This window comes from Amycolatopsis sp. NPDC114503 (genome assembly GCF_055633655.1).
The window spans coordinates 112,907-137,734 of the sequence record NZ_JBVKDT010000011.1 but is presented as its reverse complement, the minus strand read 5'-3'; the positions used below and the strand labels follow the sequence as shown (position 1 = coordinate 137,734).

Genomic DNA, 24,828 nt, shown 5'->3' with positions numbered 1-24,828 from the left:
GGCCCCGAGACCGCACCGGTCTCGGGGCCCGGTCGTCTGTCGCGCAGCGCGGTGCTTTCCGGCACTGCTTGTCAGGAACCGCCCAACTGGCCGCGGCCGCGCGGCGGCGTTCCCGCGACAGTCCTCGCGCGCAGCCGAGGGCGCCGCCGCACCGTCGCGGCCTGCGCGGCCCTCCGCCGATGCGCGTACTGCCGGTTGAGCCCGAAACAGGCGGCCGCGGCGAGGACGAACCAGCCCGCGGCCCACATCGCCGAACCCGCGGTGGCACCGGTGACGGCCCAGTAGGCGACGGCGGCGGGCGCCAGGTACCGGACGTCGCGCAGCGTCCGCCGAAGGGCCTCGCGCCACCCGGCTCGCCGCACAGGATTGGGTTCCACCGGCCGACCGCCCCCTCTTCCTCACGATCCCGACGCTCCATTCCACCACGCGGAGCGACCGGTCGGCCGCCGAACAGCCAGCGATCCACGCCTGAACCGACGGCGCGGGGCACCGCGCGCTCCGCGACTCGGCATGCGCGGGGGCCGGGCCGGTGGTGTGCGAGCATGGCGAACCCGGGTCACCCCGTCGTCATGGAAGAGAGTCTTGAGACGCCGATGCCGTCAATCACGATCACGATGGACGAATCCGACTTCCGGCAACTGTGGACCGTGCACACAGCCTGGTCCGGCGCGGGATGGCACGACCACGCCGGACAGTTCGAGCCCGTCGGGGCCGACACGGTCGAATACCACTGGGAGCAGGCGTACTGGACGGGCGACAACTGGCCCGCGGTGATGCTCCTGCGCAGCTTCCTCGCGTCCATCGGACACGGCTGCCAGGTCGTCGTCGACACGACCGACGACCCCGCTTACCACGGGTACGTCGTGCTGACCGATTACCTCGACCCGATTGCGTCCTAGCAACCGGACGCAGAGAGCTTGCCTTCCCGGCAATCGCGCCTTCGGCTTCGCGCCCGGTCGGAGATTCCGCCGGTTTCCGTCCACAGGTCGGGCGTCGCCGAGGTCCGCGAGCAACGTTCTCAGGTCTGGCTCGGTCGCGAATAGCGGTCGCTTATTGGCAGGGCGCTTCGCGTCGAGACTGCCGGACCGCTACTCTCAGTGCGGCTGGGATCACAGTGTCAGCACGCGGGGAGGTACGCGTCGTGGCCGACGCAAAATACGCGCCGCCTGGGGTCGACCCGAACAAGGCGAGCATCGCGCGGGTCTACGACTACTTCCTCGGCGGGAACTGCTGGTACGAGAAAGACCTGGAAGCTGTCAACAAGATCCTGCGGGAACTGCCGGACGCGAAGGAACTCGCGTGGGTGAACCGGAACCTGCTCACCCGCGTCTGCCGGTTCCTCAGCCAGACCGGCGTCCGGCAGTTCCTCGACATCGGATCCGGCCTGCCGACCGCGGAGAACGTGCACCAGATCGTGCAGCGCGCGGATCCCACCGCGAGGGTGCTCTACGTCGACTACGACCCGGTGGTGGCCGCCCACGGGCGCGCCATCCTCGCCGAGAACGACGACACCGAATTCGTCCTGGCCGATGCCTTCGACCCGCAGAGCATCCTGCAGAACCCCACGGTGCAAGACCACCTCAACTGGAACGAGCCGATCGCCTTGCTGTACATGGCGGTCCTGCACCACCACTACTGCGACGACCCCGCCGACCGCGCGATCGCGGCCGCGGTCACGCAGCCGCTCATCGACGCGCTCCCGCCCGGGTCGTACGTCGCCATCTCCCACCTGATCGACCCCCACGACGGCAGCGACGACGACCAGACGGTGAAGAACGTGCTCGACGCCGTCGACAGCAGCAGCATGAAGAACGTCACGGCACGGACCCTCCCCGAGATCAAGGAACTGTTCCACGACACCGAACTGATCCCGCCGGGGCCGGGCCAGCCCCCCGAGGTCGTGCAGGCAGCCCGATGGTGGCCGGACGGCCCCCCGGGAAAACTCTCGCCCGCGCAACGGATCCTCGCGGCAGGCGTGGCGAAGAAACCCTGACAGCACAACGCCGACCGGCCCGGTCGCGGACCGTGCCAAGTCCGGACCGGTTTCCCTTCGCCCTGTCGTCGATCGGCGATGCCGAGTGCGCACGCCGACCGCGGATCCGACACGAAACGCCGACCCGTGCGACTGGTTCAGTCCCGGGGCAGGGGGTAGCCGCTGATCGGATGGCCGCACCCGTAGAGCACGCCGCTGTCGGGCGGGTCGGCTTCGGCCATGATCCGGGGCCCGCGAGCGCTGATCTCGATGAGGTCCGCCGCGTGCAGCAGCCCCGCGTAGAACGCCGGGCGGACGCGGGCGTTGCCGTCGGCGTCCTCCACGACCGCGTCCCATTCCATCATCGCCCGCAGATCGCGCGGGTGGGTCTCGCGCAGCGCCGAGAAGACGCTGCCCTCGTAGCGGACGTTCATGCGCAGCCAGTCGGCCAGTCGCGCCCGGGTGGCGTCGTCGACCGACGTGCGGGGATCGGGGGCGGGAGCGAGGCTGCTCGACTCGTGCCACTGCCCGGTTTCCCGGATCTGCGCTCGAGGGCGGCCCGACGCGGCGGGGGCGACCGCGTCCACCGTGCCCACTGCGTCGTGCCCGCCCTCGGTCGAATATTCGACCAGGTCGCCGACCCTCGGAAACCATCCGCTGCCGCTCATCGCCCGTGGCGCCTGCCTTTCGAAGTCTCCTTGCGCAGCGAACAGAATGCTCACCGTTCGCCGCGCAAGGCGTCCCTGCTCCCGCAAGCCGGCATCCGCCACGCCGCTCGGGTGTCGCGCGGCCGCGCGGGACACCTGCAGCAGGACGTGAAGCCGCGCACCCGGCGGCGTCAGTCTTGTTTGTCGACGGCTTCCTTCAACGCTGCGGTCTGGTACGCCTTCACCTGCTTGCCGTCGATGGTCGCGGACACCTTGCGCACGCCGACCTGGCTGAGCGCATCGGAAAGCCGGCGGTGGCCCTTCGGTCCGCGCGGCCAGCCGTGGCGCTTTCCCATGAGGCCGAGCAGATCCGTCGCCCTCACGTGGCTTTTCCCGTTGAGCAGCGTGGATCCGGCAGCGACGTCGAGGACTAGCGCGGCGTCGTCCGGGGTCTCCGGTTCGTCCTGCGCGGCGTGTTCGGTTTCGTCGGCCGCAGGAGAACCGGGTTCGCTGTCGTGCGCGGCCTCGACCTCGGCCGCGGGCCGCGCCGGGCTTTCGATGAGCAGCGGGCCCCGGGGCAGCGGTTCGGTGTCGACGTGGCGGCGGACGAGTTCGGCCGCCCATTCCTCCGGTGTCTCTCCGGCAAGGCCCGCATAAACACGGATCAGCCTCATCAGATCGGCGGGAAGTTCTAGCTGCATGCGCGGACTCCTTCTGAGTCGGACAGCGAAGCGGCTCGCTCGGACGGCGAGCGCGGGTCACCCTGGTACCAGGGTGCGGAAACGGGCGTACGCGGGGGCGCTGCGGCGAGACGAACGAGGGATTGCCACGCGATTCCGGCTGCAATTCGGGCCTGTGGAACGCGCGCCCTCGTGCGACAGGAACAGGCCCCGCACAGGGAAAGCCAGCGTGGCGAGGCCGGGACCGGGAGTGCCCCGGGCAGGTACGATCGGCCGCATGGCGGACACGCATTCCCTGGAATTGACCGCGGCCTACACCGCGGCCGTCGATCTGCTGGGAAGGCGTCGAACGACTCATTTGGGCCTGGTTTCGCTGGCCGAAGTCTGGCGACGAGATCCCCAGTTCCGCGACTCCGCCGTCCCCATTCTGACCGCGATGCTGAGCAGCGACTACGACGAAGCGACCAAGTCCGAAGCCCGGCGCCTGCTCGCCGAGTTCGCCGACGAGGCTGACCGCGATCGTCCTCCGGCGTCGCGGCACGAGCGGTGCGCGCCGCGATCCCAGCCCCCGACGCCCGACTCGGCGACGTGCTGATCATGCGTGCCGCGAGCGCACGGCGACCGGCATGAACGCGGGCGACGAAGTGACCGCCGCCCGCGACATCGGCGGCATCACGCGACCGCACGTGCCCGCCGGAACCGGCGGGACCGTCGTCAAGCCCGCCGGACTCGCGTCGTCCGCCGTGGTCGAGTTCAGCATTCCCGGCGGGGTCTTCGCGCGGGCGAAAACCGTCCGGGTCGAGGTCGGCCCGGACGAGATCCCGCCCCGCTGACCACGCACCGGCCGCATCGTCGCCGGGAACGACATCGTCGGTCCGGCCTCGACCGTCGCCTGGAGGCCGGGCGCCGTCGTGGTCCGACGCGCCGCGATGTCCTTTCGCCACGGTCACTTTCGCGATCCTCGCTGGCGCGGAACGGTTCGCGGCGCAGACCGGGCCAGGACGGCCAGGACGGCCATCGCGAGCCCCAGCAGGACAAGAATCCCGACGGCAGCCCAGATCGCCGTCCAGATCCAGGGCTGCTGTCCCAACTCCTCCAGCGCCGCAACGACATGCTCGTCGATGTGGGTGCCGGGCGGGACGATCAGCGCCGCCACCGCGATGACGAGCGCGGCCAGGCTGATCACCGTCGGGGACTTCTGCATGTTTCCTCCTCCGTTCACGGCATCCGCCCTGCGTGCTGGGAACGTTCGGGCGCGTGCGCGGGCGGTGCGAGGGTGATCGCGGTGACCTGTTGCAGGACCTGGTAGCCATAGGTCCCGAGGCTGTGCCTGTTCGCCTGGTCGAAGGTGCGAGTGCGGCAGGCCAGGACGAACGGCCGGCTGCGCGCATCGGGGGTCAGCGCGTGCAGCGTCGCGAGCGCCCTCAACGGCGGGCCGCCCGGATCGTCCATGTCGTCGATTCCGTCCAGCACCGGCAGCACGCGCCGCAGCGACACCAGCAGCCGCGCGACCGGGCGCCGATCCCTGCGCCGGGGCAGCCGCGCGGCGACCTGTGCCGTCAGCCAGTCGTCGAAGCGGTGCGACAGCCCGAGCGGCCCGGTCAGCGTGTCGCTGTTTTCCTTGCGCCAGAGGCTTTTGCGCAGCGGGTCGAAGCCTCTCAGGTCCAGCGTCAGGGGAATCCGGCGCGGTCGTCGCTGACGGTCCAGGGAGCCGAGAAGCGTGGACGCAAGATCGAGAGCAGCGCCCGTCTTCCCGGATCCCGGTTCGCCGAGCACGACGAGCCGGCCGGTCTCCAGTCCGCAGTAGTAGCCGAGCAGGCGGCCGGCCACGCCGGTCTCTGCGCCGCCGTCGCTGGCGCAGCCCTCGAGGTCGCGTCGCCGGAACCGCAGGCCCGCCACCTCCGGACGGCGCGCCGGGACGAGCAGCGGCGCCACCCGGGCACGTTCCTCGCGGGGGAGCAGGTCGGCGGCCTCGGACAGGAACAGCAGCTGGCGCCCGTACGCCCGTGCGGACATGCACATCCCCCTCGGCCTCCGCGGTCGCGCCCCGTCGTCACGGCGGCCTCGCCGCCGCGATCAGACTCCTGCATACCAAGAAAGTCACTCAAAGTCACAGGAAGCACGTAGCGGCTAGGCTGAACGGGTGATAGATTAACTATAGTTAGCCGGGCCGCTGGTGTGACGCTCTGCGACCGGGTAGATGTTGATTACCTCCAGAAATGGAGGAAGTGGTAACTCGGAGTAGTTGCCTGGTTGGCTTCAGGGGGACCGAGTGGTGTGCGGTCGACCAGGTGGACGCGGACCATGTTGATCGTCCGAGCGTCGTTCGGGCACTGAGCGTGGTCGGCGGTCGGGAGCCCGGTGCGGTGCGTCGAACGAGTCGCGACGCACCCGGCCGCCTCGCTCCGTCACAGGCGCACTGCGCCTTCCGGGTGACCGCGCAACGAGGGGGGCCGTAGCCCGGCGGCCCCGGGTCCCGGGCCGGGAGCACCAGCCGGACGAGGACCAGCCGCCGGGTTCGCGGCGGACGGTGATCGGGGGAGATCGCCGCCCGCGTCTCGGCGACCGCGATCCCCGCGATCCGGACAAGTAAACGAATTCTGCCGTCGTGGCCCATCCGGGCGGCAGCAACAGCCCAGCGCACCGCGCGGGCACACGGTGTTCAGGGGGACACGTGACGGATGGGCAGAGGCCGCGGTTGGTGCTGGGCGGCGTCGCGGGGGGCGTCGGGACCACGGCGTTCGCCCGCGTGCTGCTCGCGGAAATGAAAATCGCGGTGCAGGACCTGGGCGTGTACCGCGGGGGCCTGGTCCACCTGCTGATCACCAGCAACACCGCCGCGGCGACGGCGCAGCTGGGCCGCGCGCTCGCCGCGTGCCCGCGCCCGCCGGTGCTGATCGTGATGCACACCGTCCCCGGCGGCCTCAGCCGCGCGTCCAAGTCGCACCTGCGCAGCGCCGAACCGCACCTCGCCGCCACGTTCACCGTGTTCCACCAGCGTCAGTGGACCGAGCTGGAAGCACCGCCGGGCAAGACGATTCCCAAACCGGTCGCGGACCTGGTCCGCCGGCTGCCCGACGCGGTGCGGCTGATGTACTCCGCGCCCGCGCGCCCGGCGCACCCCCCGTCCGCCGTCGTGCCGCCCGGCCGCGCCGTCGTGCCGCCCCGGCCCCGGTCGTTCCCGCCGCGCGCGGGGCCCGCGTTCCCGGCCGGCGGCCGGCCAGCCGGGCCGCCTCAGTATTCCGCGCCGCAGCCAGGGGGGCTGGGGCGCGTCACCGGGGGATAGACGGGGGAAAGATCGTGTTCAGCAAGGCACTCGCCGCGGTCAACGTGTGGCTCATGCAGGAGCCCGGCATTCCGGGCTTCGACGACCCGAAGCCGCATGCGCCGCCGGGCAAGCTTTCCGAGGCAGCGTCCACCATGGTCGCCTGGATGAAATGGGGCGGCCTGGTCGGCGCGGTCGCCGCCCTGGTCGCGGCCGGGATCATGATGGCCGTCGGCCGCCGCAACAGGAACAACATGGCCGTCGAGGGCGCGATGGCCTTGCCGTGGGTCGTGGGCGGCCTCGCGCTGATCCTCGGCGCGACCTCCATCGTGGGGTGGCTCATCTGATGGCCGCCCGCCAGCGGACGCGACGTCGCTGGTGGATCGTCGCGATCGTCGCCGCGATCGTCGCCACCGGCCTCGTCGGATGGCTGATCAGCAGCAGCAGTTCCGGCACCGCGACCGCGCACCCGCAGCAGACCGCCGCGCCCCCGGCCCGCTCCGCCGAGGGCCCGCCGCCGAGCAGGCAGCAGCCGCGGTGCCTCACGCGGTGGGAAGCCGCGCCCAGCGGAGACCCGGCGCCGGTCAGCGACTGCGCCGGACCCCGCGACACGAGCGGCGGCCGCGCACGCGGCTTCGCCCACGACCGCGACGGCGCGGTGTTCGCGGCGATCAACCTCACGGTGCGGCTGTCGGCCGCCTCGGGCGCCGCGGTGTACCGGCCGACGTATGCCGAGCAGACGGTCGGCGACGCGCAGTCGGCGCTCTCGCAGCTGGCGCAGGAGCAGAGCGACGCGCACGCCGGGGACACCCGGCCGACCCAGTGGTGGTGGCGGATCAGCGCCGGCGACCCGGGCGGCGAGCTGGTCGTGGTCGAGCTCGCGGCGGCGACCCCGCAGACGTCGGCCAGCAAGTCCTTCGCACACCTTTCCGTGACGCTGCAATGGGTCTCCGGCGACTGGCGGGTCCAGCTCCCGCGTCCGCGCGCCACCGCGAAGTCCTCAGTGGACGGCTACGCCTCGCTCGGAGCCGTTGCGGGGGGAGGCCGCTGATGCCCGCGACCATCGTGCTGGCCGACGACTGCGGCACGCTCGACGTCGGCTGCCAGATCGGGTCGGGAGTCCACAACTGGTTCACCGACCTCGCCAATTCCATCGCCAAGGGCGCGGTCGAGTTGCTCGCCGAGGCCATGACGTACTGGACCAAAAGCGACCGCTCGTCGATGCTGCAGGGCCCCTCGATCACCGAGATCCAGAGCCTGCTGCTCTACGTCGGGCTCGTGCTGCTGGTCGGATCCGTTGTCTGGCAGGGCACCCTCATGATCTGGAAGCGCAAGGCCGAGCCGCTGGTCAACACCGGCATGGGGCTGATGTCGTTCGCGGGCTGGTCGACCATGGGCACCGCGGCCGCGGTCCTGCTCTACCAGGGCGGGCTCGCGCTGTCGGACCAGGTGCTCAGCGCCTCGATCCAGAAGTTCAGCAACACCATGACCAACGCCATGCAGGCCAACGTCGCCGCGTCGACGGCCGCGATCTTCTTCCTGGCGCTCATCATGTTCTTCCTCTCCGGGATCCAGTGGATCCTGGGGTTCTTCCGGATGGGCGCGCTGGTGATCATCCTGGCGCTGATCCCGACCGCCGCCGCCGGGCAGATCAACGAGGCCACCAAACCGTGGCTGCGCAAACTCTTGAGCTGGGCGCTGAGCCTGATCCTCTACCAGCCGATCGCGGCGATCGTCTACGCGATCGGGTTCCTGCTGCTGGGCGAGGGCACCGACATCGGCACGATCCTCACCGGCATGGCCGTGCTCGCCATGGCGGTGATCGCGATGCCCACGATGCTGCGGTTCTTCGACTGGGGAGGACAGCGGTTCGTCTCCGCCGGGGGAGGAGGCGGCGGCGCGATGGCGGCCGGTGCCGCAGCCAGCATGATCGGCGGCGCGGGCGCCAGCGGCTTCAGCAAATTCATGGACCGCTCCGGCCCCGCCGGAGACGGCGGCGGCGACCAAGGCGCCGGAGCGCCGCCGGTGGCCCCGGCCAACAACGGCGACGGGCCGGGCGGGGGAGCCGGGGACAGGCCCGGAGGCGCTCCGGACACCGGCCACGGCGGCGGAGCGCCCGGCGGCGGAAGCGGCGGCGACGCCGAGCACGGACCCGAAGCCGCGGCAGGCACGGGAACGGAAGCGGGAACGGCAGGCACGGGAACGGAAGCGGGAACGGCAGGCACGGGAACGGAAACGGGGACAGCCGGAGCCGGAGCCGCCGGGGCCGGGGCCGGAGCTGCCGGGGCCGGTGTCGGGGCGGTGGCCGGTGCGGCTCTGGAAGCCGGAAACGCGACCAAGGGAGCAGTCAGCGACACGATGACCGAGGGGTCCGGCGATGAGTGACACGCGCACGTACGGGGGATGGAGAGCTCGCCGGGGTTTCGGCGTCGGGAAGCTGTCCGAAGCGCAGACCGCGGTCATGGCGGGCTGCGTCATGGTCCCGCTGGGGACCTGGGTCCTGGTCGCCAGCACCGGGCTTCCGCTGCTGGTGATGGGCATCGCGCTGCTGGCGTCGCTGGTCACCGGCGTCCTGGCGCTGGTGCCGCACCGCTCGCGCGGGGTGTCGCTGGGCGGGTCGCTCATCATCTCCGCGCGCAGCGCCACCGCGAACCGCAAAGGCTGGTCGGAATGGGAATCCGGGGTCTTCACCCGGCACCCGCGCGGAAAAGAACTGCCCGGCGTCCTCGCGCCGCTCATGCCTCTGTCCACAAAGGACGGACTCGGGAACCCGTTCGGCCTGTTGTGGGACCGGCGCACCGGGCGGCTGACCGCGTCGCTGCGGGTCGCGCCGGTGGGCACCGTCCTGGCCGATCAGGACCGGCAGGACCTGTGGATCGGGTCCTTCGCGGCGTGGCAGGCGTCGCTCGGGTACGAGCCGACCGTGGAATGGGCCTCGATCACCGTGGAATCGGCCCCCAGCACCGGAACCGAACTCGCCGACTACGTCAGCGACCGGCTCGACCCGGCCGCGCCGGCGGTCGCGCGCGAGACGATGCGCGAGGTCGCCGAGGCGCACCGCGGGTCCACAGCGGACATTTCCGTCCGGGTGTCGCTGACGTTCCAGCCGCAGCGGGCGCGGCCGCAGCCGCGCGACGACGCCGAACGCGTCGCCGAGGTCTCCCGCGCGCTGTCCGGGCTGGAAGGCGACCTCCCGCTGTGCGGGGTCGCGATGCTCGGCCGCGCCACCGCAGCCGACATGACCCACTGGCTGCGCTCGGCCTACGACCCGCACGCCCGCGGCGAACTCGCCCGCCTGGCCGAGCAGAAGCACCTGCTCGCGTGGGCCGACGCCGGGCCGGTCAAGGCGCACGCGCTGGCCGACCACTACTGGCACGACTCCGGGTGGAGCTGCACCTGGGCCCTGGCGGGCCTGCCCAACCAGCTGGTGACCAGCAACGTCCTCGCGCCGCTGGTGACGCCGGGCCGCTACCACCGCCGGGTCAACGTCACCTATCAGCCCTATCCGGCGGATCAGGCCGGGGACGTGGTGGCGCGCGAGGCCACCGGCTCGGCGTTCCGGCGCGAAGTGCGCCGCCGGCGCGGCATCGACGACACCGCCCGCGACCGCACCGACGAGGTCCGGGCCCGCCAGGCCGCCGAGGAAGAGGCCCGGGGCGCGGGCGTCGGGCTGTGGGGCATGTACGTCACGACCACCGTCGAGGACCCACGGCGGCTGCCGGACGCGATCGCCGACGTCGAGAGCCGGGCCCGCAACGCGAAACTGCGGCTGCGCCGGTGCTGGGGCTGGCAGGGCGCCGGGTTCGCCGCCTCCCTCGGCGTCGGGATCTACCCGCCGGAGCTGGCGCGGCGCGGGCGGATGGCCCGATGAACACCGCCGAATTCCTGCGGCGCAAGCGATTCCGGGCCGTGCCGCCGACGAAACCGACGGCGCTGCCCGCGACGGCGCGCCGCCGCGTCCACCCCTACCGCGGGCGGTGCGTCGGCCGCACCCGCCGCGCCGGGCGCGCCGGGCGCGCGCCGCCGGGCAGTCCCGGACAGCAGCAGCGCGATGCGCGGAAAAACCAAGCACGGCAACGCGAACACCATGGGGGAAACATGGCCGCGACACAGCCTCGGCGCGGGAATCCCGACCCGCCGCCGGACACGCGGTGCGGGCGCCGGCCGATCGCGCCCGCACCGCAGGCGCCGCCCGCTCGCCCGATCGCGCACTGACGCGCGGCAGTTCCGCAGCAGCGCCGCTGCGCGCGGAACCACAGGCCGTGCTGCGAGTTCCGCCCGCACCCGGTGGCACGCGGGGACTCGCACGCACACCGGCGGCATCCGGCCCGGCTGGGGGTCGGACCGGATGCCGCCATCTCACATTCCGTTGCTGGACCAGCAGTTCACGCGATCAGGGGGAACGCGATGAATCTGTTCGGCCGGCGCACCCGAAGCGCCGTCACCGATCCCGACCACGCCGACGGCGGTCTCGTCGTTCCGCAGACCGTCGCCGACGCCACGCTGCGCCATCAGCCCGAACGCAGCGACCCGCTGGCCGAGCTGCGCGCACTGCCCGTCCCGCCCGCGCGCGGATGGGCGGTGCCCTCGGGCGGGCGCGACCACCACGTCGGCTCGGCCGCGCTGTGGCAGGGCACCACCACGCAGCTGGCCGGATTGTTCCCGTTCGTCGGCGGATCCGGCGCGCGGGTGCGCGGCGTCCCGATCGGACACGACCTGCACACCCACGAACCCATCGGCCTCCACCCCGGAGACTGGTTGAAAACGGGTCTCATTTCCAACACGGGGCTGTGGGTTCAAGCGCAGCCGGGGGTCGGCAAGAGCGCGTTCGCGAAAAGGCTCGGGACCGGGCTGTGCGCGTTCGGCTGGATGATCTTCTGCCCGGCGGACGTGAAAGGGGAATACACCGCTCTGATCCGCCGCCTCGGCGGCACCGTGATCAAGATCGGCCGCGGGCACGACGCGATCAACCCGCTCGACCCCGGCCCGCTGGCCGCGCTGCTCGCGACCACCAGCGGCCGCGAACGCGACGCCCTGCGCGAATCGATCCGCGCCCGGCAGACCTCGCTGCTGGAAGGCCTGCTGCTGCTGGAGCTGGACCGCCACCCCACGCCGACCGAGCGCAACCTGGTCTCCCGGGCGATCGACCTGGCCACCGACGCCGCCCCCGACAACCAGCCCACCATCCCGGAAGTCCGCGCGGTGCTCGACCAGGCGCCGCAGCACCTGCTGTCCGCCGCGCGGATCGACGGCTCGCTGGAACGCTACTTCGACCTGGTCCGCGACGTCCTGTCCAGTTTCGACCTGCTGGTGGAAGGACCGCTGCGCGGCCTGTTCGACCGGCGCTCGACCGCGCGCCTGGACCCCGCCTCCCCGGCGACGTCGCTGGACATCTCCGTGCTGGACGAGGAAACCGACGAAGTCGTGGCGGCGGCGATGCTGTGCTCCTGGGCCTGGGGCGCGAGCATGATCGAGGCCCGCCAGACCGGACACGGCCGCAACATCCTCTGGATCCAGGACGAGGCGTGGCGGGCGCTGCGCACCGGCTCCGGGCTGGTGGAGAAGTCCGACCGGCTGACCCGGCTCAACCGCCACAAAGGCGTCGCCAGCGTCTATTTGACGCACTCCATGGACGACCTGGAAGCGCTGCCGTCCGAAGAGGACCGCGCCAAGGCGCGCGGCATCGCCGCCCGCTGCGCCATCCACGTCTACGGCGGGCTCCCGGCCTCGGAACTGCGCAGCCTGACGGTGTCGCTGTCCTCGCGCGAAGCCGACATGCTCTCCTCCTGGCAGTCGGCCGGCACCTGGGTTCCCGGGCAGCGCCATCCCGGACGCGGGCTCTACCTCGTCAAGGCCGGCGAGCGCGCCGGGCTGCCGGTGCGGATGAACCTCACCCCGCGCGAACTCGAGCTCTACAACACGGATTCGGCGTTCGACGCCGCGCCCCGTTCGGCGGTGGCGTGATGACCTCGCCCACCTCACGCCGCCACGCCTCCGGCGCCACGCCGGTGCTGCCATGGGTGATCGTCGGGCTGATCGGCTCGGTGTTCCTGCTCGGCGGCATGGTCTGGGTCGCCGCGCAGGCCGGTGCCGCTCCCGGATTTCCCGTGCCCTCGCCCGGGTCCATCCCCACCGCGCTGCGCCGTCCCGGGCTGACCGGCCTCATCGGCCCCGGCGGATCCGAGGTCTGGTTCTGGATCGTGTTCGGCGCGCAGGGCGCGGTGCTGCTCGCGGCCGCGATCACGATCGCGGTGCTGATCGCGAAACGGGGACGGCCGCGCGACGGGCACCGGGCGATGAACTCCGCCAGGGAATTCCGGGAACTGCAGCAGCCGGCCATGGCCAAACGCGCCCAAGGCCTGCGGGCCTCGCTCGCCGACGCCCGCCCGCGCGACCTCGCCCCCCGCCAGATCGGCGCGGCGCTGGGCGACATCGGCGGCCGGACCGTCTACAAGAGCCACGAGGACGTCGAGCTGGTGATCTGCGGGCCCCGCAGCAACAAAACGAGCGCGAAGGTCGTCCCGGAGATCCTCAGCGCGCCCGGCACGGTGGTGGCCACGTCCAACAAGGGCGACGTGTGGGCGCTGACCCAGGGCTTGCGCGCCCTCGTCGGCGAGATCTATCTCTTCGACTGCAACCACATCACCTACCAGCCGCAGACGTTCTGGTGGGACCCGCTCGCCGGAGTGTCCGATGTGGAATCCGCGTCGCGGATGGCCGCGTATTTCATGCGCGAGGTCGGCGGCGGCGCGGGCGGCGGCACCGACCGCGCCGACCCGTTCTTCACCCCCGCCGCCGAGAAGACGCTGCGGCAGATCCTGCTCGCCGCGGCGGTGTCCGGGCATTCGCTGCGCGACGTCGTGCACTGGGTCGCGACCCGTTCCGACGAACCGGCGGTGCAATTGGACCGGCACGGTTTCGGCGGGCAGGGCGATTCGCTGCGCGCCACCCTGGAATTGCCGCCGGAAACACGCGGCGGCGTGTACGAAGGCGTCGCCACCGCCATTTCCTGTCTGGACTCCGAAGCGCTGCTGCGCTGGGTCACGCCGCCGCTGTCCTGGCAGGAAATACCCAAAGACCCTGGCCTGATCAGGGAATTGAACCTCTGGGACCTGATCACCCAGCCCGGCGACGCGCACCCGACGCTGTACCTGCTCACCCGCGAAGGACAGGGCTCGGGCCGGCCGATCGTCGCGGCCATGGTCGGGGAATTGTGCAACGTCGCATTCCGCGCGGCGGCCGCCAACGGCGGCCGCCTGGACCCTCCGATGACTTTGCAGCTCGATGAAGCCGCGAACATCGTCAGGATCCCAGAATTGCCCGGCTGGTATTCGTGGTTCGGGTCGCAATCGATCATGGTCACCACCGTCCTGCAGTCCCGCGAGCAAGGGCGATCGGTGTGGGGCAAAGAGGGCTTCGACGCGCTGTGGTCTGCGGCCACGATCAAGACGATCGGGGCCGGGATCGCGGACCCGGATTTCGCGGAGGACCTCAGCCGCCTGGTCGGCGACCACAAGGTCGAGGAGACCTCCAACAGCTACTCCAGCGGCGGCCCGTCGACCTCGCGCAGCCTGCACACCGAACGGATCCTCACCGCCGCCGACATCGCCGCGATGCCGCGCACCAACGCCCTGCTCATCACCTCCGGGCGCCGCCCCGGCATGCTGCGGCTGCGGCCCTGGTACGCCGAACCCGACGGCGAGGAGAAACGCCAGCTCGTCGAACTGTCCAAAGAGGCCACCGCGCAGATCCAGCAGTCGGCCATCGACTACCTCGGCCCGGACAACCCGGTCGCGAAGTCGCTGCGGCCCCCGGACGCCGCCGCACCGACGGGGACACGGCCGTGACCGCCCCGCCCGACGGTCCGGGCCCGGACTCCCCGGACGAACCCGCCTGGCCCGCCGACGACACCGAACCGGCGACCCTCGCGGACCTGGCCGAGCTGGAAGAGCGCGTCCGGCGGTGGCTGCGCTCGCTGGAGACCGAGCAGTTCCAGGTCAGCGGCGAAGTCGTCCTGATGCGCAACGCCGTCGAGATGGCCAACAACGGCCTGGACAACCTCGAAGACGGCCTGGCCGACATGAGCTACCAGTTCTCCAACCTCTACGCGCAGATGCAGGCCGTGGCGACCGCGTCGCCGGCCGCCCCCGCCGCGGCCGACGCCGGACCCGCCGCGCCCGCACCGGAAACCGGCGGCGGAGGCACGGACGGCGCGGGCCCCGCCGCCGTCGCGCGGCCCACGCCCGGCGTCCTGCACGCCTGGGTGACCGTCCACATCGCACCGATGGTCCGCAAGACCACCACGACCGGCGAGGGCGGCGGCATCCGCTGGTGCCGCCAGTGGTGGCTGCACCACGACGCCGTCGAACGGTTCACCGCCCTGTACCTGGCCTTCGGCGAACTGAGCGAGGCCGACGAACCGTCCTGGCTCTCGGTCTACCTGCGCGACCACCTGGACCCGCACCTGGCCACGCTCACCAGCCCCTACGGGCCCTTCCACGCCTGCACCCCGAACCGGCACTCCGCCACCGTCGCCGAACTCGGCCACGACCCGGCACCGCAACCGGGCGCCGATCCCGCCACCGGGAGGACAGCATGACCGAACCCGAACAGCCGACGGCGTTCCTGGGATTCGCCGGACGGCCCGTCCCCCCGCCTCCGCCGGAGACCTACGCCCACGACTACGACCCGGCACCGGGCAAGCCCGACGCTGTCAAGACACACTTCCGCGACATCGGGAACACCGACGGCGACTTCCTGGCCGACCAGATGATCCGAATGCACGGCGACCTGAGCTACCGGCCGTTCGACCTGGACGCCGAGACCAAGAGGTACGACCCCCAGCAGACCTGGTCCACCGGCATCGAGCCCGAAGACCACACCTGGCTCTACACCTCCGCGCTGATGGGCCGCCTCGCGCACCGCGCGGACCTGCTGCGCGAACTGCACCGGGACGACAGCGAACAGTCCCCGTTCCTCGACCCCGCCCAGCACGCGCCGGAACTGGCCCGGCTGCGCGAGCAGACCCGCGACCTCTCCGCCCCGATGGAGCTCGCCGACACCTTCGACGACGTCGTCCGAAAAATCGCGGAGAACACCGGACGGCCACTGCCGTGGCGGCTGGCAGAGGACGACCGGCGCCGGGAGTGGGCCATGCGCGACCACACGGCGATGGAAAACCTGACCGCCGCGATCGACGAGTACAGCCTGCACCGCGCGCTGCCCTTCCTGCATTCGGACAACCCCGCCGAGCAGAGCGCCGAACGCGACCGCCGCACCGCCCGCGTCGCCGCCCTCGACGCCCAGAACCACGTGTTGGTGGAATACCTCACCGCCGACCGCGCACAGGTCGTGCAACAGCTGGTGCCGGACTCCTCGACCCGCTGGAACCTCTACGCCGTAACGTCGCTCCCGGACCCGCCGGCTCCCGACAACCTCGTGTTCCGGCAGCTGCGAGCCGCCGCCGACGAACTGCTCACCGCGCTCCTGCACCCAGCCGCGCGCGCCAACGCCGCGACCGTCGGGCCGCTGGCCGACCGGCTCGCCGAACTGATCCGGTACGAACCCGCGCTGGTGCGCGAACTGCCGCCGCTGCAGGCGGGCCTGGTCCGCAACGTCCACATCGTCCAGGCCCGCGCGCGGAGCGAGAACGACCAGTCCGCCGCCCCCGTTCCCCAACCCGCGCCCGAACGCGACCAGGCCGCGCGGCCCGACGAGCAGCCGCGCCGCGGCGATGCCGCCCTCGATGCCTTCTTCGGAACCTTCCCGGAGACGCTGCCGCCCCTGCCTCCCGACCAGCGCGAGGCAGCGGCGGAAAGCACTGGGGCACAGGAATTCCTGCGCGGCGACGGCGCTGACCCCGTCCGCTTCGTCGGGCCGCACGGCGGTTCGCGCGACGCCGCCGACCCGACGCACGCCCCGCGAGCACCGGTCAAGCCCGCGCGCGGCGCGCGGCCGGGCACCGCCGCGAGCCGCCACGGCGGACCCGCGCAACCGCCCGGCACGACGCGGGCGCGATGACGACCGCACCGACGGCCCTGAAGGGGAGGACCACATGACCCAGCCCGCCTACGAGGTGGCGTTCGAGGGATTCGCCGGCTGGCCTGTTTTTGAGTACACGGCCTGGCTGCGCAGCCACGCGGAGTTTGCCGACTCCGGCATCGACGACTACTACTTCCGTCTCAACGGGACCTGGCACGCCGACTTCGCGACCGAGCAAATGCTGAGGATGCGAGAGTTCCCGGATTGGCGGCCGTTCGACCCGCAGGCCGAGGTCCAGCGGTACAACCCCGAACCCAGACACGCGCAGGGCACAGAAGCCGAGTACGACCTCGCCCACTACACCTCGGCCTTTATCGACCGCCTTGCCCAGAAGGCCGAGCTGCTGCGCGACGTGCAACAGGGCCGCCCCAGCCCCGCACTCGACGTCGCCGAGGAGCTGGAGGCTCCCGACCGGGCCGAGCGGATCCGCGAGCACGCCGCCGTGCTCCCGGCCGCGGACGTGCAGGCCGTCGCCGACGAACTCGACGTCCTCGCCCGCGCCCTCTCGCACAAGACCGGCGTGCGGCTGCCGCGGGCCCTGTCCGAGAAGGACCGCGGCCGGGAGCAGGAGACGCAGGATCGCGCGAAGGGCGAGAACGACCAGCCCGCCCCGGTGACGCCCGGCGCCGATACGGAACGCCGGGTCGATGCCGCCCTCGACGCCGTTTCCGGCCGCGTCGCGGAGACGCGCCCGGACGGAACGTTGCGGTGGACGAGGCAGCCCCTTGCCGAGCGCGCCCGCGCTGCTCTGCGCGAGGACGCGCTCGGCAACGACCGCCTGCTCAAAGCGCTCCTGCGCAGCCTCCCTCCCGACCGAGCCGGCGCCCAGGACGCCGCCGCTGCGGATGCCGCCGGACCGGCCCAGGTCCCGCAGGAACCGGCCAAACCCGCGCGCGTCGCGCGGCCCGGCACCGCCGCCAGCCGCCACACCGGACCCGCGCACCCGCCGAACGCGGGCCGGCCGCGATGACGACCACGCCGACCGCGATCCAGGGGAGGACCGCATGACCCAGCCAGACAAGGAACCGGCGTTCCAGGGGTTCGCCGGCTGGCCCGTTCCCGAGCCCCCGGGCTGGGGACGCGACTACGACCCGTTCGAGTCCCCGGCCGATCCCGACGATTTCTTCCGCGGCGTCGGCGTCGACCACGCCGACGCCGCGGCGGACCAGCTGATGAGGGCGCGGCGGATACCGGGATTCCGGCCGTTCAACCCGGACGCCGAGGTCCAGCGGTACAACCCCGAGACCGAGAACCTCTACGGCGACGAACCCGGGGACAGCATCGGCATCTACACCGGAGCCTTCGTCGGCCGCCTGGCCTGGAGAGCGGAGGTTCTGCGGGACCTGCACCCGAGGCGACGACACCGCGCTCGCGGCCGAAGACGGAGAGATGCACGGGCCGGAGAAGGCCCGCCGCCTTCGCGAGTTCGTCGCCGAGTTCCCCGCCGCAGACGTGCACGCCGTCGCCGACGGACTCGAGTCCCTCGCCCGAGCCCTGACGCGCAAGACCGGCGCCCAGTTGCCGCCGCTGCTGGCCGAGAAAGACCGCCGCACGAACCAGGAATATGCGGACCGCGCCCGGCTGATCGAGCTGTCCACGGCGATCGACCGGTACAGCGAGCAACAGGCCATGCCGTCGCCGAGCACGGCGAGCGGCGCCGAGCAACGCGCCGGGCTCGGCCGCCTCGCGGCCCGCGTCGCCGTCCTCGACACGCAGAACCCGCACCTGCTGGCCAGCCTCGATCCCGGCCGCGCCCGGGTCCTGCACGCGCTGGTGCCGGAGTCGTCGTCCCGGTGGCACCGTCCCGACTGGCCTCCGCCCCTTCCGCAATCGCGCCGGCCGAACGAATTCGAGATAGCCATGCACGGCCTTCGCAGCGGGCCTTACCGCGTCGAAGTCGGCACCGGCCGGACCCGGATGGAATGGAGCCGGGTGCAGTCGCGCGTCGATCGGCCCGGCGGCGCCCCGGAGCGGTGGGTGATCGACGCGCCGCTCCTGGAGAGCAAGGCCCGGGCCGAGGCGTTTCTCGCCGCCCCTGCCGCCGCCAAGGACCCCCGTCAGGTCTTCGGGCGGGACGCGAGCACGGCACCCGCCCCGCCGGGAGAGAAGGCCGACACGCAGCCGCACCAGGCCGAGCGACCGGGACCGGCGCGGCCGGGGACCCCCGCGAGCCGCCACGGCGGACCCGCGCAACCGCCAGGACGGGCGCGATGACGACCGCACCGACCGCCCTGAAGGGGGAGAACCGCATGACCCAGCCCGACGAGGAACCGGCGTTCCTGGGGTTCGCCGGCCAGCCCGTTCCCGTGCCTCCGCGAGACATGCTCGTGTACGACCCGGCGGCAGGCGAGTTCGCCGAGACCGACGACTTTTTCCGCGACGTCGGCATCGACCACGCGGACCTCGTGGCAGAGCAGCAGATCCGCTCGTGGCGCGATCCGAACGTCCGGGAGTTCGACCTGGACGCCGAAGCCCGCCGGTACGACCCCCAGCCGAAAGCCCTCTACGGCAACGAATTGGCCGACAACGCCGGTTCCTACACCCTCGGTTTCCTCGACCGCTTGATGCAGACCGCGCAGATGCTGCGGGCACTGCGACCGGGCGAGGACAACCCGTCCCTGACCGACGACGTGGATCTGCGGGCCGACATGGCCCGGCTGAGCGACCTCGTCGGCGACCTCCCTGCCACCGCTGTCTCGGTTGCAGCCGAGGAATTAGAGCTCCTCGCCCGCATGGTGTCGCTCAAGACCGGCGCACCGTTGCCGACGCGGCTGGCCGAGCGAATCCACCGCCGCAGGCAGGAGACATCGGAGCGTGCCAGGCTGGGCGAGCCGGCCGCCGCGATCGCCCCTCGCGAGGGTGCCGCCCGCCCGCTGGATCCCGCCAGTTCGGCCCGAATAAAGGCCCTCCTCGACACGATTCGGCAGGGGCTGCGAGAACGGGGAATCCCGACCGAGCGCCCGGAGCCCAGCAGCGCACCAGAAGGCGGACCGTCGGCCGCCCGGGTCGTGCACGACCCCCGGCTTGACGAGCATCGCGACCAGATGGCCCGAATCGACGCCCTCCTCGACACGATTCGCCAGGGGCCGCGCGAACGGGGAATCCCGACCCTCGACCAGATCGTCGACGGCGAGTCCGTCACCGAACCACGCGCGGCGCAGCAAGAACAGTCCTCGCGGCCGCACCAGGAAGAGACCCGCTTCGATCGGTGGACTCGGACCTACGCCACGCCAGGGTCCTATCCGGAGATGCTGCCGGACGGCACGGTGCAGTGGAAGAACCGCCCTCTGCCCCCGTCCGCCCGCGATGCCCGGGGCGAGGGGCAGGAGAACAACAAGCGGCTGCCGCCGCAACAACTCATGCGGTTGGGCGGTGTTGGGCCCGGCCGAACCGGGGAGCAGCACCTGCCCGTTCCAGAAGCCGGAGCCGCGCCCCAGACCCGCCGTGAGCAAGGACCGGTCGGCCATTCGCGCGTCGCGCGTCCGGGCACCGCCGCGAGCCGCCACGGCGGATCCGCGCAACCGCCGGGCTCGAGCAGGGCGCGATGACGACCACGACGACCGCACGGGGGAGGACCAGGTGACCCAGCCCGCCGCAGAACCCGCGTTCCTCGGATTCGCAGGATGGTATGTTCCCCCGCCCTGGCGATGGACTCTCGGCCCCGGCGCGTCCGCGGCACAGCACGAGCCCAGCGAGGTCGCGGGGCACTTTCGTGGCACCGGCGTCCGCCACGCCGACGGCGTGGTGGAGGCGCTGCTCAGAGAGCGGCGCTTTCCGAACGCCCGGGCGCTCGACCTGGTCGCCGGGGTCGAGCGCTACGACCCCGATCCGGGGCGCGCGTACGACGCCGGGTCCGCCGACAACGCCGGGGCCTACACCCGCGCGTTCCTCGATCGCCTGGTGCACAAGGCAGAACTGCTGCGCGACATGCAGCGAGACGGCGGCGTGCCCGCACCCGACGACCTCGCGGACATGGACCCGGGGATGGCCCGACGGTTCCGCTACTCCGTCAGCGAGCTTCCGGCCTCCGACCTGCTGGCCGTCGCCGACAAACTCGGCAGCCTCGCACAGGCGCTGGCGGCGAAGACCGGCCTCGCGCAGCCGTCCCCGCCGACCGGCGAAGACCTCCGCCGGGAGCAGGAAGCCCAGGACCGCGCCGGGACGGACGACCTGGCCGCCGCGATCGACGAATACAGCCTGCACAGGGCCATGCCGTTCCTGCATTCGGCCGACGACGCCGAGCGGGCCGCCGAACGTGACCGCCTCGCGGTCCGGATCGCGGTCCTCGACGCCGGGAACCCGCACCTGCGGGCAGGCCTCACCCTCGCCCGCGCCCTGGTCGTGCGCGCGATCGTCCCGGAGAGGGCCGTCCGGGACGATCGCCGCGACGGCACGCAACCCCTGCGAGCAGCCCCGGCCGCGGACGAGGCGCTGGTGCGCGCGCTGAGCGATGACGCCGACGAGCTGGCCGTCCACCTCCTGGCCGACGAGGTGGTCGAGATGTTCCTGCGCAGCGAAGCGGCCGCCACGCTCCCGCGTAACCAGCAGCTCGCCCTCTCGATTCAGGACGCCGACCGCAGCCGGGAGCGCGTCGAAATGCTCGCCGACCGGATCGCCGCGCTGCACCGGGAACATCCGGAACTGGTGCACGCACTGCCCCCGATGCAGGCCGGTCTCGTCCGCGGCATCCGCACAGTCCGGAAGCAGGAAGACCGCGCCCCGCGCACCGCCGAAATGCGCGCAGCACAACAAGAACAGACCCCGGACCAGCGCCCGCGCCCCGCCCAAGCCGTGCGTCCGGGCACCGCCGCGAGCCGCCACGGCGGATCCGCGCAACCGCCCGGCCCGGGCAGGGCGCGATGACGACCACGCCCGCCATCCCGGAAGGGACGTCCATGACCCAACCCGCCGAAGATCCTGTGCTGTTCCGGGGATTCGCCGGCTGGCCCGTTCCCGCGCCCCCGCTCTGGGTGCTCGACGACCCGCCGTTTGCGAGCTGGACCTCCGACATCGACGACTACTTCCGCCTCATCGGCGCCCAGCACGCCGACATGGCGACCGAGCAGCTGGTCACGACGCGGGACGGGGCGGGATTCCGGCCGTTCGATCCGGACGCCGAGATCGCGCGATACCACCCCGAACCCAAGTACGTGGCGGACATCGAAGGCGAGGACAACGTCGGCGCCTACACCTCCGCCTTCCTCGATCGCCTCGCCCGCAACGCGGACCTGCTGCGCGACCTGCACCTCGGCCGGCCAGCGCCGGCGTTCGACCTCGCCGAGAACCTGGCGCCGGCCAGAGCGCGGCAGACCCGCGACAGCGCCGCCGGGCTTCCGGCCGCAGACGTGCACGCCGTCGCCGACGAACTCGACGACCTCGCCCGCGCCTTGTCGCACAAGACCGGTGTGCGGTTGCCGCCGCAATTGGCCGATCGCGCCAGGCTGCGCGAACTGTCCGCCGCGATCGGCCGCTACAGGCTGCACCTGGCCTCTCCCTTCCTCCACTCGCCCGACCATGCCGAGCAACTCGCAGAATCCGGCCGCCGGGCAGCACGCATCGCCTCCCTCGACGCCCGCCACCCCCACCTGCTGGCCGGCCTCCTGCCCGACGACGCGGGAATCGTGCACAGCCTGGTGCCGGAGGCGGCCTCCCGGGAGCACCGCTGCGACTGGCCGCCGCCCGTGCCGCGCCAGTTCCCCGAATTCCCTGATTTCCCCTGGCACCTGGTCGACGAAAGGCACCGCGAACTCGGGCGCCCGCGCACGGATCCCGCCCACACCGACGCGCGGGAGGCCGGTCCGCCCGCCGCCGCCGAACAGGCGCAAGCCCGGCAGGAACCTGCCAAGCGAGCGCGCGCCGCGCGGGCGGGCACCGCCGCACGCCGCCACGGCGGACCCGCGCAATCGGCCGATCCCGGCCGGGCCCGATGACGACCACGCCGACCGCACGAGGGGAGAAACCCGTGACAGAGCCCGCTGAGAAACCCGCGTTCCTCGGATTCGCCGGCTGGCCCGTTCCCGTGCCCAACGGCTGGGGCAACGACATCGACCCGTTCGAGCACACCGTCGACGATCCCGACGCCTTCTTCCTCAACGTCGGCATCGCTCACGCCGACAGAGCTGCGGACCAGATGGTCAGGGCGCGGAGGCTGCCGGGGCTCCGGTCGTTCGACCTGGACGAGGAGGTTGCGCGGTACGACCCCGATCCCACGTTCGTCTACCGCAACGATCTCGCCGGATCCGGTCCCAGCAACGGCATCGGCGTCTACACCTTCGCCTTCCTCGACCGCCTCGCCCAGAAAGCGGAGATCCTGCGGGACGACGACCTCGCACGCGCGTTCGAAGAGGCCAGGTTCGCCGGGCCGGAGGAAGAGGGCGACCGCCGGTTCGGCGACCCCGCCGCCGAGTTTTCCGCCGCCGACATGCTGGCCGCCGCCGACGAATTCGAAGGCCTCGCCCGTGCTCTGTCGGACAAGACCGGCGTGCAGTTGCCGCCGGCGCTGGCAGAGAAAGACAGCATCCTGCAACAGGAAACACAGGATCGCGCTCGCCTGGCAGAGCTGGCCGCCGCGATCGACCAGTTCATCGCGCAGGAAGACAGGCCCTTCCCTCCTCCGTCCACCAGCTACGCCGACAACGCTCGCAGCGCAGCCCGGGTCGCCGCCCTCCACGCCCGGAATCCCCACCTGCTCGCCAGCCTCTCCGCCAAGCACGCGCGATTAGTGCACGCCCTGCTGCCGGAGTCGGCCGCCCGCGAACACCGCCCCGAGGGGCCCGCGCCGCTTCCCCCGCCCGGGAACGACCGCAGCGCCGAGGACCTGCTGGCGCTGGCGAGCCGGTTCACCGTGGACCGCAACGAACCCGCGACCGACGACCGAGGTCGCCGCGGCGACCTCGTGCTGCACGTCTCGCGCGCACGCGACGACCGCTGGTTCGTCCAGCAGATCGGCTCCGGCGGGGACGTCTACAACGTCGACACCGGACAGTTCGACTCCGACTGGGGCTACCGGCACGCCGACGACACGGGCAGCTACCTCCTCGACCGGGACGAAGCGCTGGACCTCGCCCGCGCGATCCCGCACCCGGTGCTGACCGGGGACGACACCTCGTGGAGGTGGCAACGCCGCGACAGCGACCTGCAGAAGAGGAACGACAACGACCTGGTGATCGCCCACGACGGGCAGCCGGCCGCGCTCGGCCCGCGCACGGTCGGCCTGGACGCCCCCGCGCGTTTCGAGCTCCGCGCACCGGATCCGGAGACCACAGCCCAGGCCGACGCGTTTCTCGCCGGACTGTCCGGCGACAAGGATCCGCAACCGGTCTTCGGACACGACGAGAACGCAGCGCCAGCCCGGCCCGGCGAGCAGGCCGATGCGCCCCGCGACGACGCCGAACCGCCTCCGGTCCGGGAAGAACAGGCCGCGCGGTCGCGCCGTGCCCGGCCCGGCACCGCCGCGTCCCGCCACGGCAGTGCCGACCATCCCGGCTCCAGAAGGACCCGATGACCACCGCGCCGGCGCGCTGCTGACCCGCGCCCACCGCGCAGCCAGAACGAAAAGTCCGGGGGGACGACGTGAAGGAAACCGAAAACCTAGGCCATACTGGAGATCGTGACGATGAATCACTACGGGGCACAGACCCGGGAGCACTGGAGGAAGCACCGGGCGGCGGAGTACGCCCGGATCGAGGACCCGACGGCGTTCTTCACGGACAAGGGCGAGAGGATCGCCGCGGAGATCGAGCGCCGGACGAACGAAGCGGAACAACAGCAGCAGGCGGGCCAGAGCCTGGACTTCATGGCGAATCTGGCGAGTCTGAACAACGTCTCGATGACGGTGGAGGACGAGGTGATGCGCGAGATGGCGTTCACCGAGCCGGGCAGCCTGATCTAGAACCGTTCCGGCCCCGGGGGCAGCAGGACTTCGCGCCCTCGGGGCAGAAAGCGCGGATCGCGGCGAACCTCGCCGCGCTGCGCGTCCTGCGCCCGGAGGACTCGGACCTCGTCGCCGACGACGAGCCCGCGGGCCAGTCGCCCGACGAGGTCCGCGCGACTCTGGCACGCTGGTCCGGGTGGGGCGCGGTCCCGCAGCTGTTCGACAGCGACGACTTCGCCGCGCAGCGCGCCGAACTGCAGCGGCTGCTCACCGACGAGGAATACGCGGCCGCGAGGCGCAGCACCCAGAACGCCCACTACACCGACGCCGCGCTGGTCTCGGCGATCTGG

Annotated in this window: 27 protein-coding genes; 21 read left to right on the top strand and 6 right to left on the bottom strand. The window is 72.1% G+C overall.

What is annotated here, in order from left to right:
• Positions 1–71: 71 nt before the first annotated feature.
• Positions 72–377 (bottom strand): hypothetical protein, encoded by a 306-nt coding sequence (locus ACZ7OI_RS37335; RefSeq protein WP_470268815.1) that lies wholly within the window; start codon positions 375–377, stop codon positions 72–74.
• A 165-nt stretch (positions 378–542) separates the two neighbouring features.
• On the opposite strand from ACZ7OI_RS37335, the gene ACZ7OI_RS37330 reads away from it, so the two are divergent.
• Positions 543–899, top strand: coding sequence for a hypothetical protein (locus ACZ7OI_RS37330; RefSeq protein WP_470268814.1), 357 nt, complete (start codon positions 543–545; stop codon positions 897–899).
• Between the two features lie 242 nt (positions 900–1,141).
• Positions 1,142–1,993, top strand: a complete 852-nt coding sequence (locus ACZ7OI_RS37325; RefSeq protein WP_470268813.1) for an SAM-dependent methyltransferase — start codon at positions 1,142–1,144, stop codon at positions 1,991–1,993.
• 137 nt (positions 1,994–2,130) lie between these two features.
• On the opposite strand, the gene ACZ7OI_RS37320 is transcribed toward ACZ7OI_RS37325, so the two are convergent.
• Together ACZ7OI_RS37320 and ACZ7OI_RS37315 are read right to left on the bottom strand one after the other, a co-directional pair.
• Positions 2,131–2,640, bottom strand: a complete 510-nt coding sequence (locus ACZ7OI_RS37320) for a hypothetical protein (RefSeq protein ID WP_470268812.1) — start codon at positions 2,638–2,640, stop codon at positions 2,131–2,133.
• Positions 2,641–2,810: 170 nt separating this feature from the next.
• Entirely contained in the window at positions 2,811–3,320 is a 510-nt protein-coding gene (locus ACZ7OI_RS37315) for a hypothetical protein (protein ID WP_470268811.1), read from the bottom strand.
• A gap of 256 nt (positions 3,321–3,576) precedes the next feature.
• Here ACZ7OI_RS37315 and ACZ7OI_RS37310 point away from each other — a divergent pair, with 256 nt between their 5' ends.
• Positions 3,577–3,894 carry a hypothetical protein gene (locus tag ACZ7OI_RS37310; RefSeq protein ID WP_470268810.1) on the top strand — a complete coding sequence of 106 codons (318 nt, stop codon included), beginning with the start codon at positions 3,577–3,579 and terminating at the stop codon, positions 3,892–3,894.
• A 31-nt stretch (positions 3,895–3,925) separates the two neighbouring features.
• Complete coding sequence (locus ACZ7OI_RS37305; RefSeq protein WP_470268809.1) at positions 3,926–4,132, top strand: hypothetical protein; 207 nt, start codon at positions 3,926–3,928, stop codon at positions 4,130–4,132.
• Between the two features lie 113 nt (positions 4,133–4,245).
• Here ACZ7OI_RS37305 and ACZ7OI_RS37300 read toward each other — a convergent pair whose 3' ends face one another.
• Together ACZ7OI_RS37300 and ACZ7OI_RS37295 are read right to left on the bottom strand one after the other, a co-directional pair.
• Positions 4,246–4,503 (bottom strand): hypothetical protein, encoded by a 258-nt coding sequence (locus tag ACZ7OI_RS37300; protein ID WP_470268808.1) that lies wholly within the window; start codon positions 4,501–4,503, stop codon positions 4,246–4,248.
• A gap of 14 nt (positions 4,504–4,517) precedes the next feature.
• Entirely contained in the window at positions 4,518–5,315 is a 798-nt protein-coding gene (locus ACZ7OI_RS37295) for a hypothetical protein (RefSeq protein ID WP_470268807.1), read from the bottom strand.
• 658 nt (positions 5,316–5,973) lie between these two features.
• On the opposite strand from ACZ7OI_RS37295, the gene ACZ7OI_RS37290 reads away from it, so the two are divergent.
• The 17 genes from ACZ7OI_RS37290 (at position 5,974) to ACZ7OI_RS37210 (ending at position 24,496) form a co-directional block, all read left to right on the top strand.
• On the top strand, positions 5,974–6,585 hold the full coding sequence (locus ACZ7OI_RS37290) for a hypothetical protein (RefSeq protein ID WP_470268806.1): 612 nt from the start codon (positions 5,974–5,976) through the stop codon (positions 6,583–6,585).
• A 14-nt stretch (positions 6,586–6,599) separates the two neighbouring features.
• The gene (locus tag ACZ7OI_RS37285; protein WP_470268805.1) at positions 6,600–6,911 is read left to right on the top strand and encodes a hypothetical protein; all 312 of its coding nucleotides are present in this window, start codon (positions 6,600–6,602) and stop codon (positions 6,909–6,911) included.
• Positions 6,911–7,615, top strand: a complete 705-nt coding sequence (locus tag ACZ7OI_RS37280) for a DUF8175 domain-containg protein (protein ID WP_470268804.1) — start codon at positions 6,911–6,913, stop codon at positions 7,613–7,615. Before ACZ7OI_RS37285 ends, ACZ7OI_RS37280 begins: the two co-directional genes overlap by 1 nt.
• Positions 7,615–8,949, top strand: coding sequence for a hypothetical protein (locus ACZ7OI_RS37275; RefSeq protein WP_470268803.1), 1,335 nt, complete (start codon positions 7,615–7,617; stop codon positions 8,947–8,949). The genes ACZ7OI_RS37280 and ACZ7OI_RS37275 overlap by 1 nt, the downstream gene beginning before the upstream one ends.
• Positions 8,942–10,435: an SCO6880 family protein gene (locus ACZ7OI_RS37270; protein ID WP_470268802.1), complete on the top strand. Its 1,494-nt coding sequence runs from the start codon at positions 8,942–8,944 to the stop codon at positions 10,433–10,435. Before ACZ7OI_RS37275 ends, ACZ7OI_RS37270 begins: the two co-directional genes overlap by 8 nt.
• Positions 10,432–10,779, top strand: coding sequence for a hypothetical protein (locus ACZ7OI_RS37265; protein ID WP_470268801.1), 348 nt, complete (start codon positions 10,432–10,434; stop codon positions 10,777–10,779). Before ACZ7OI_RS37270 ends, ACZ7OI_RS37265 begins: the two co-directional genes overlap by 4 nt.
• A gap of 192 nt (positions 10,780–10,971) precedes the next feature.
• Positions 10,972–12,528, top strand: coding sequence for a hypothetical protein (locus ACZ7OI_RS37260; RefSeq protein ID WP_470268800.1), 1,557 nt, complete (start codon positions 10,972–10,974; stop codon positions 12,526–12,528).
• Positions 12,528–14,411 (top strand): type IV secretory system conjugative DNA transfer family protein, encoded by a 1,884-nt coding sequence (locus ACZ7OI_RS37255; protein ID WP_470268799.1) that lies wholly within the window; start codon positions 12,528–12,530, stop codon positions 14,409–14,411. Before ACZ7OI_RS37260 ends, ACZ7OI_RS37255 begins: the two co-directional genes overlap by 1 nt.
• Positions 14,408–15,163: a DUF4913 domain-containing protein gene (locus ACZ7OI_RS37250; protein ID WP_470268798.1), complete on the top strand. Its 756-nt coding sequence runs from the start codon at positions 14,408–14,410 to the stop codon at positions 15,161–15,163. Before ACZ7OI_RS37255 ends, ACZ7OI_RS37250 begins: the two co-directional genes overlap by 4 nt.
• Complete coding sequence (locus ACZ7OI_RS37245; protein WP_470268797.1) at positions 15,160–16,584, top strand: hypothetical protein; 1,425 nt, start codon at positions 15,160–15,162, stop codon at positions 16,582–16,584. The genes ACZ7OI_RS37250 and ACZ7OI_RS37245 overlap by 4 nt, the downstream gene beginning before the upstream one ends.
• A 34-nt stretch (positions 16,585–16,618) precedes the next feature.
• Positions 16,619–17,575, top strand: a complete 957-nt coding sequence (locus tag ACZ7OI_RS37240; protein ID WP_470268796.1) for a hypothetical protein — start codon at positions 16,619–16,621, stop codon at positions 17,573–17,575.
• A gap of 419 nt (positions 17,576–17,994) precedes the next feature.
• Positions 17,995–18,819: a hypothetical protein gene (locus ACZ7OI_RS37235; RefSeq protein ID WP_470268795.1), complete on the top strand. Its 825-nt coding sequence runs from the start codon at positions 17,995–17,997 to the stop codon at positions 18,817–18,819.
• A gap of 35 nt (positions 18,820–18,854) precedes the next feature.
• Entirely contained in the window at positions 18,855–20,153 is a 1,299-nt protein-coding gene (locus ACZ7OI_RS37230; protein WP_470268794.1) for a hypothetical protein, read from the top strand.
• Positions 20,154–20,184: 31 nt separating this feature from the next.
• Positions 20,185–21,468: a hypothetical protein gene (locus tag ACZ7OI_RS37225; RefSeq protein ID WP_470268793.1), complete on the top strand. Its 1,284-nt coding sequence runs from the start codon at positions 20,185–20,187 to the stop codon at positions 21,466–21,468.
• Between the two features lie 32 nt (positions 21,469–21,500).
• A complete protein-coding gene (locus tag ACZ7OI_RS37220; RefSeq protein ID WP_470268792.1) occupies positions 21,501–22,535 on the top strand; it encodes a hypothetical protein in 1,035 nt (344 codons plus the stop codon).
• A gap of 32 nt (positions 22,536–22,567) precedes the next feature.
• Complete coding sequence (locus ACZ7OI_RS37215) at positions 22,568–24,109, top strand: hypothetical protein (RefSeq protein ID WP_470268791.1); 1,542 nt, start codon at positions 22,568–22,570, stop codon at positions 24,107–24,109.
• Positions 24,110–24,214: 105 nt separating this feature from the next.
• Positions 24,215–24,496 (top strand): hypothetical protein, encoded by a 282-nt coding sequence (locus tag ACZ7OI_RS37210; RefSeq protein ID WP_470268790.1) that lies wholly within the window; start codon positions 24,215–24,217, stop codon positions 24,494–24,496.
• Here the strand turns inward: ACZ7OI_RS37210 and ACZ7OI_RS37205 are convergent.
• Positions 24,493–24,795 (bottom strand): hypothetical protein, encoded by a 303-nt coding sequence (locus ACZ7OI_RS37205; RefSeq protein ID WP_470268789.1) that lies wholly within the window; start codon positions 24,793–24,795, stop codon positions 24,493–24,495. The two genes, ACZ7OI_RS37210 and ACZ7OI_RS37205, sit on opposite strands and share 4 nt — an antisense overlap.
• Between the last annotated feature and the right edge of the window lie 33 nt (positions 24,796–24,828).

Coding starts and splice junctions, on each gene's coding strand:
- ACZ7OI_RS37330 (WP_470268814.1), top strand. CDS start 543: ATGGCGAACCCGGGTCACCCCGTCGTCATGGAAGAGAGTCTTGAGACG.
- ACZ7OI_RS37320 (WP_470268812.1), bottom strand. CDS start 2,640: ATGAGCGGCAGCGGATGGTTTCCGAGGGTCGGCGACCTGGTCGAATAT.
- ACZ7OI_RS37315 (WP_470268811.1), bottom strand. CDS start 3,320: ATGCAGCTAGAACTTCCCGCCGATCTGATGAGGCTGATCCGTGTTTAT.
- ACZ7OI_RS37310 (WP_470268810.1), top strand. CDS start 3,577: ATGGCGGACACGCATTCCCTGGAATTGACCGCGGCCTACACCGCGGCC.
- ACZ7OI_RS37305 (WP_470268809.1), top strand. CDS start 3,926: ATGAACGCGGGCGACGAAGTGACCGCCGCCCGCGACATCGGCGGCATC.
- ACZ7OI_RS37300 (WP_470268808.1), bottom strand. CDS start 4,503: ATGCAGAAGTCCCCGACGGTGATCAGCCTGGCCGCGCTCGTCATCGCG.
- ACZ7OI_RS37295 (WP_470268807.1), bottom strand. CDS start 5,315: ATGTCCGCACGGGCGTACGGGCGCCAGCTGCTGTTCCTGTCCGAGGCC.
- ACZ7OI_RS37280 (WP_470268804.1), top strand. CDS start 6,911: ATGGCCGCCCGCCAGCGGACGCGACGTCGCTGGTGGATCGTCGCGATC.
- ACZ7OI_RS37275 (WP_470268803.1), top strand. CDS start 7,615: ATGCCCGCGACCATCGTGCTGGCCGACGACTGCGGCACGCTCGACGTC.
- ACZ7OI_RS37270 (WP_470268802.1), top strand. CDS start 8,942: ATGAGTGACACGCGCACGTACGGGGGATGGAGAGCTCGCCGGGGTTTC.
- ACZ7OI_RS37265 (WP_470268801.1), top strand. CDS start 10,432: ATGAACACCGCCGAATTCCTGCGGCGCAAGCGATTCCGGGCCGTGCCG.
- ACZ7OI_RS37260 (WP_470268800.1), top strand. CDS start 10,972: ATGAATCTGTTCGGCCGGCGCACCCGAAGCGCCGTCACCGATCCCGAC.
- ACZ7OI_RS37255 (WP_470268799.1), top strand. CDS start 12,528: ATGACCTCGCCCACCTCACGCCGCCACGCCTCCGGCGCCACGCCGGTG.
- ACZ7OI_RS37245 (WP_470268797.1), top strand. CDS start 15,160: ATGACCGAACCCGAACAGCCGACGGCGTTCCTGGGATTCGCCGGACGG.
- ACZ7OI_RS37240 (WP_470268796.1), top strand. CDS start 16,619: ATGACCCAGCCCGCCTACGAGGTGGCGTTCGAGGGATTCGCCGGCTGG.
- ACZ7OI_RS37235 (WP_470268795.1), top strand. CDS start 17,995: ATGCACGGGCCGGAGAAGGCCCGCCGCCTTCGCGAGTTCGTCGCCGAG.
- ACZ7OI_RS37230 (WP_470268794.1), top strand. CDS start 18,855: ATGACCCAGCCCGACGAGGAACCGGCGTTCCTGGGGTTCGCCGGCCAG.
- ACZ7OI_RS37220 (WP_470268792.1), top strand. CDS start 21,501: ATGACCCAACCCGCCGAAGATCCTGTGCTGTTCCGGGGATTCGCCGGC.